Source organism: Nonomuraea sp. NPDC049784 (genome assembly GCF_040659615.1).
GTDB lineage: Bacteria > Actinomycetota > Actinomycetes > Streptosporangiales > Streptosporangiaceae > Nonomuraea.
This window is the reverse complement of sequence record NZ_JBFAMX010000802.1, coordinates 1-3,816: the sequence shown is the minus strand read 5'-3', so window position 1 is coordinate 3,816 and position 3,816 is coordinate 1. Positions and strand designations below refer to the sequence as shown.

The 3,816-nt window shown below is 71.8% G+C and carries 3 protein-coding genes and 1 pseudogene; 3 read left to right on the top strand and 1 reads right to left on the bottom strand.

All coding sequences use genetic code 11. The features are described from left to right. From AB0J09_RS58730 to AB0J09_RS58720, 3 genes and pseudogenes are all read left to right on the top strand, one after another. Nucleotides 1–538 (top strand): annotated as a pseudogene (locus tag AB0J09_RS58730) (alpha-amylase); the annotation flags it as partial. Continuing rightward, nucleotides 535–1,560, top strand: a complete 1,026-nt coding sequence (locus AB0J09_RS58725; protein WP_360712012.1) for a LacI family DNA-binding transcriptional regulator — start codon at nucleotides 535–537, stop codon at nucleotides 1,558–1,560. The pseudogene AB0J09_RS58730 and the gene AB0J09_RS58725, both read left to right, overlap by 4 nt. Before the next feature lie 35 nt (nucleotides 1,561–1,595). Next, nucleotides 1,596–2,468, top strand: a complete 873-nt coding sequence (locus AB0J09_RS58720) for an adenosine kinase (RefSeq protein WP_360712008.1) — start codon at nucleotides 1,596–1,598, stop codon at nucleotides 2,466–2,468. Here the strand turns inward: AB0J09_RS58720 and AB0J09_RS58715 are convergent. After that, complete coding sequence (locus AB0J09_RS58715; protein WP_360712005.1) at nucleotides 2,452–3,657, bottom strand: MFS transporter; 1,206 nt, start codon at nucleotides 3,655–3,657, stop codon at nucleotides 2,452–2,454. The genes AB0J09_RS58720 and AB0J09_RS58715 overlap by 17 nt on opposite strands. Nucleotides 3,658–3,816: the final 159 nt, after the last annotated feature.

The window sequence follows — 3,816 nt, the reverse complement described above, 5'->3', positions numbered from 1 at the left end:
CAAGCGGCACGTCACCCGCTACGGCAGCCTGGCCAGGGCCCGCGCCGCCGCGCTGCTGACGCTCGCGCTGCCCGGCTCGGTCTACGTCTACCAGGGCGAGGAGCTGGGTCTGCCGGAGGTGCTCGACCTGCCGGCCGGCGTGTGCCAGGACCCGCAGCGGCTGCGCGACCCCGACAGCGGCCGCGACGGCTGCCGCGTGCCGCTGCCCTGGACCCGTGAGTCCGGCTGGCTGAACCCGTGGCTGCCGATCCCGGCGGACTGGGCCGAGCTGAGCGTGGAGGCGCAGGAAGGGCTGCCCGGCTCGACGCTGGAGCTGTATCGGGCGGCGCTGCGGCTGCGGCGCACGTTCGACGGAGACCTGACCTGGCACGAGTCGCCGGAGGGCACGCTCGTGTTCTCCAGGGGAGAGCTTGTCTGCGCCGTCAACCTCACGGAAGCACCCGTGGACTTCGGGGTCGACGGGGAGCTCCTGCTCGCCTCGGATGTCCCTGGAGCAGGGGATTCGGCGGCCTGGTGGAAAGTAAAGTGTGTGGCATGAATGGTCACGCTCGCCTAGCCGACATCGCCGCCCAGGCCGGGGTGAGTGAGGCCACGGTCAGCCGGGTGCTCAACGGCAAGCCCGGCGTCTCGACCGCCACCCGCCAGGCGGTGATGGCCGCGCTCGACCTCATGGGCTACGAGCGCCCGCCCCGGCTGCGGCAGCGCAGCAACGGGCTCGTCGGCCTGGTGACGCCGGAGCTGGACAATCCGATCTTCCCCGCGTTCGCGCAGGCCATCGAGAAGGCGCTGACCCAGCACGGCTACACGCCCGTGCTCTGCACCCAGCTGCCCGGCGGCGCGCCGGAGGACGAGTTCACCGAGCTGCTGGTCGATCGCGGTGTGAGCGGCATCGTGTTCGTCTCGGGGCTGCACGCCGACACGACCGCGAGGATGGACCGCTACACCCGGCTGACCGACCGCGGACTGCCGATCGTGCTGGTCGACGGCTACAGCGAGCACATCGACGCGCCGTTCATCTCGCCCGACGACCGCCTGGCCGCCCGGCTGTCCGTGCAGCACCTGGTGGACCTCGGCCACGAGCGGATCGGGATCGCGCTGGGGCCGCGCAGGTTCGTGCCGGTGATCAGGAAGATCGAGGGCTACAAGCAGGCCATGGCCCAGCTGCTCGGCGCGACCGACGTCGACGAGCTGATCGCCCACTCGCTGTTCTCCGTCGAGGGCGGGCAGGCGGCCGCCGCGCAGCTGCTGGCCCGCGGCTGCACCGGCATCGTGTGCGCGAGTGACCTGATGGCGTTGGGCGCGATCCGCGCCTGCAGGGAGAAGGGGCTGTCCGTGCCGGGAGAGGTGTCCGTGGTGGGGTTCGACGACTCGCCGCTGATCGCGTTCACCGACCCGCCGCTGACCACCGTGCGCAAGCCGATCGGCGCGATGGCCTCGGCGGCCGTGCAGACGCTGCTCGAAGAGGTGAACGGCGCCCCCGCCAAGCACGTCGAGCTGATCTTCCAGCCGGAGCTGGTCGTCCGCGGCTCCACCGGCTCCGGCCCGCTGGTCAACCGGTGAAGCTCCCAGTGCTAGCGAAGTGAGGCCTTGAACCCGTGACGCATGACATCCTGGTCCTCGGCGGAGCCGGGGTCGACACGACGGTATACGTGCCCGAGCTGCCACTGCCGTACCAGGACACCTACCACGTCCCACCGGTCGTCGACCGGATCGGCAACACCGGCGCGGGCGTGGCACTGGGTTGCCACGCACTCGGGCTGGGCGTCGCCTTCGCCGACCTGATCGGCGACGACCCGCAGGGCGCGCTCGTCCGCCAGGCGCTGCGCGAGGTCGACTGCTCCTGGGGTCCGGCCGCGGCTGGCACCCGGCGCAGCGTCCTGCTCGTCGGCCCCGACGGCCGCCGCACCTCGCTCCACGACCCCAAGGTCACGCCTGACGAGCGCCTGCCGCGCGAGCTGTACGCGAACGTGCGCGCCCGGCACGTCCACGTGTCGATCATGGACTTCTGCCGCCACGTCTACCCCGACCTCGACGGCACGCCCATCTCCACCGACCTGCACGACTGGGACGGCCTCAACGACTACCACAAGGACTTCGCCTACGGGTCCGACCTGGTGTTCCTGTCGGCCACCGCACTCACGGACCCTGTGACGACGATGCGCGACATCCTCGCGCGCGGGCGCGCCCACACGGTCGTGTGCACCCGCGGGGCCGACGGCTGCCTCGTTCTGACGCGTGGCTGCGACGTGCGCGCCTTCCCGGCCGTGCCGCTGCCCGGGCCGGTGGCCGACAGCAACGGCGCGGGCGACGCGTTCGTCTCCGGCTTCCTGTACGGCACGGTGAAGGGCCGGTCGCTCGAGGAGTGCGTACGGCTGGGGTCGATCGCGGGGGCGCACGCCTGCACGGTCGCCGGCACCCACGAGTCGCCGATCGACGAGTCCCTGCTGCTGGCTAGGTTTTCGCGGTAGACGGCTGGTCCAGTTCCCGCCAGGCCCGGCAGACGAACGGCGGGATGGACGCGATCAGGTAGACGCTGGTGAACGCGTACAGGGTGGTCGTGAGGCCGGCCAGTTCGGTGAGCGAGCCGGCCAGCAGCCCGCCGAGCGGCATGGCCGCGTAGGCGGCGGCCGTCATGGCGCCCAGCGCCCGCGCTCTCAGGCGGGCGGGAATGCGGTCGAACTGGATCACGCCGAGAATGGGATTGATCGCGCCGGCCGCGAATCCGGAGAGAGCGGCCACGCCGAGCACCACGGGAAACGGCGCACCGAGCGCCAGCACCAGCACGCGCGGGACACCGGCGACGAGGAAGCACCATCCGTACGTCAGCCGCATGGGTAATCGTCCGCCGGCCGCGCCGTAGACGATGGTGCCGGCCACCGCGCCCGCCCCGAGCCCGCCGGTGAGCAGGCCGAACGCGCGGGGGTCGCCTACCACGTCGCGGGCGTACAACGCCAGCAGCACCTGCGTCACGCCCGTGTCGAGCATGTTGACGACCACGATCATCCCGGTGGCGCTCGTCTGCAGCCGGTCGCGCCAGAGGAACGTCAGCCCGTCGCGCAGGTCGCGTAGGTAGCCGCCGGATTCGCGTTCTCCTGCGTCGATGTGCGGGACTCCGCCGGAGATGAGCAGCGCGGAGAGGAGGAAGGTGACGCCGTCGACGATGAGGAGCGTGCTGGGCCCCGCCCAGAGGATGAGGATTCCGGCGAGCGGGGCGCCCACCATCGTCGCGCCGCGGCTGACCCCGTCGTACGCCGCCGTCGCGCGGCCGATGCGCACGCGCCCGAGCGCCGACAGGTCGGGCAGCATGGCCTTGCGTGCCGTCTCCCCCGGCGTGGCCACCAGCCATCGTACGAACAGGAGCAGCAGCAGGAGCGGATAGGAGAGCCCGGTCGTCAGCGCGGGGATGGCGAGCACGACGAGGCCGCTCGTCAGGTCGGACAGCACGCTCGCCCAGCGAAACCCCAGCCAGTCCACGAGCGTGCCACCGAACGCCGCGGATATGACGATCGGGAAGGTAGTGGCGAAGGCGGCCAGGCCCGTCAGCCCGGCGCTTCGGGTGCTCTCCAGGACGAACCACGGGACGGCGAGCATGGAGAGCACGTTTCCGGTGACGGAAAGGGCGTTGGCGGCCAGCAAGGTGATGAATGGACGCCTCACGCGCGATAGCCCCCGGCAACGTCTCCCGCTTCAGCGTTCCTCACGGTCGGCGTGCGGTCAAGGGAGGCGGATGGCGGTTCTAGAGTCGGACGCGTCGGATTCGCGGCCGCCTGCGCCGTGCACCCGGACGCGGGCGCGTGCGGCGCATCCCGCGGCCCG

Excerpts from the sequence above, each read along its gene's own strand:
- AB0J09_RS58725 (WP_360712012.1), top strand. The coding sequence starts at position 535 with ATGAATGGTCACGCTCGCCTAGCCGACATCGCCGCCCAGGCCGGGGTG.